Origin of the sequence: Mesorhizobium sp., from assembly GCF_004962925.1 — a bacterium.
Lineage (GTDB): Bacteria > Pseudomonadota > Alphaproteobacteria > Rhizobiales > Rhizobiaceae > Mesorhizobium.
Genome location: NZ_SUEO01000277.1, coordinates 1 through 1694 on the forward strand (window position 1 = coordinate 1; position 1694 = coordinate 1694).

Annotated in this window: 1 protein-coding gene and 2 pseudogenes; all 3 read left to right on the forward strand. The window is 63.2% G+C overall.

The window, feature by feature from the left end:
• Nucleotides 1–339 (forward strand): annotated as a pseudogene (locus tag E5W87_RS32400) (GHMP kinase); the annotation flags it as partial.
• Nucleotides 340–380: 41 nt separating this feature from the next.
• Nucleotides 381–1274, forward strand: coding sequence for an NAD(P)-dependent methylenetetrahydromethanopterin dehydrogenase (locus E5W87_RS32405; RefSeq protein ID WP_292407126.1), 894 nt, complete (start codon nucleotides 381–383; stop codon nucleotides 1272–1274).
• Between the two features lie 13 nt (nucleotides 1275–1287).
• Nucleotides 1288–1694: pseudogene (locus tag E5W87_RS32410) on the forward strand (hypothetical protein); the annotation flags it as partial.

Here is a 1694-nt window from a genome sequence, read left to right on the forward strand (position 1 = left end):
CCGGCTCTGGTCGAGCACGACCTTCCAGCCTTCGGCGCCGCCGTCGCCGCGATCCAGATGCTGATCGGCACCCATTTCGCCCCGGCGCAAGGCGGCGTTTTCACCTCCAAGCGGGTCGAGAGGGTGGCCCACGATCTCAATGAAGCAGGCGCCGTCGGCATCGGCCAGAGCTCATGGGGCCCGACAGGGTTTGCCTTCGCCCCATCGCAAGACGCCGCAGTCAGGTTCGTCAGCGCGGTTCAGCAGACAGTTGAGCACGGCATCGAGATCAGGATCGTCAAGGGCAGGAATTCCGGCGCGAAGATCAGTTCGACCAAACTTGATCTCGTCGGCAGCTGACGACTCGGCAACGCGATCACGTTCAAGCAGAAAGGCGAGAAATGGCCCGCAAACATATCCTGCACATGCTGACGCCGTTGAAACACATGAGCCCTTTCGACGTGAACATGGCGCTCGATGCGGGCTTTGACGCCGTCGTCCCCTATGTCGACGTAAGCCTAGGCGAAGTAACGGGCCTGGTGCAGGACGCGATCTTTTCGCGCCCGCCCGATGCGGGCGTCGATACCGGCATCTTCATCGCCGGCAAGGATGCTTCGCTGGCGCTCGACATGTTCGACGCAGCGCGAAAGGCGATGGTGCCACCTTTCCAGGTTTCGGTATTCGCCGATCCGGCCGGCTCGTTCACCACGGCCGCGGCGATGGTGGCCAAGGTCGAAAAAGCGCTGGAGAAGAAATTCGAGCGCGGGCTGAAAGACACCAGGATCGCTGTTTTCGGCGCCACCGGCGTCGTCGGCTTCTGCACCGCCGTCATCGCGGCCAAGGAAGGCGCCCGGGTCACGCTTGTCGGTCATGACGGCATCGAAAGGGTCGAGCAGATCGCGGCCGAGATCAAAAGCCGATTCAAGATCGCCGTGGACGCGGCTGACGGGTCAAGCGACGCCCGGAAGACGAAGCTGGTCGAGGCGAGCGAGGTGATCCTGGCTTGCGCCAAGGCCGGCGTCCAGGTGGTCTCGAAAGCCCAGTTGAAAGGCGACGGCCTGCTCATTGCCGCTGACGTCAATGCAGTTCCGCCGGCCGGCATCGAAGGCGTGGCCGTCAATGCCAATGGCGATCCGCTCGAAGCGGCAAAAGCTGTCGGCATTGGTCCGCTCGCCATCGGCAACGTGAAATATAAGGTCGAATTCGGCCTCTTCAAAAGAATGATCGAATCCGAAAAAACCATCACGCTCGATTTCCAGGAAGCATTTTCCCTTGCACGCGAGATTGCCAAGTAACGCCGGATCTCTCTTGATCGCGGCGATTTCAGGCCGGGCGCTGGCTGCCGCCGCGCGCCGCGCCGGCTATCGTCCGCTGGTCGCCGATTTCTTTTGCGACACCGACACGGTCGCGCTCGCCGAACGCGCGACAACGCTGCCGGGCGACCTGCAGGGCGGCATCGACGGCGAGCGCATCATCGAGACGCTTCGGCAATTGGCTGGAGACGACCAGCCGGTCGCCATAGTCCTGGGCTCAGGCTTCGAGCGGATGACGGAGACAGTAGACGGGGTCGCGCGCCATTTTCCCCTCGCCGGCAATAGCGGCGCCGCGATCCGCAGGATCAAGGACCCGCAATTGCTGGCCGCCGATTGCGCCGAACTCGGCATCCCGCATCCGGAATTCCGATGGGACCGGCCGCCCGATCCGGAGAACTGGGT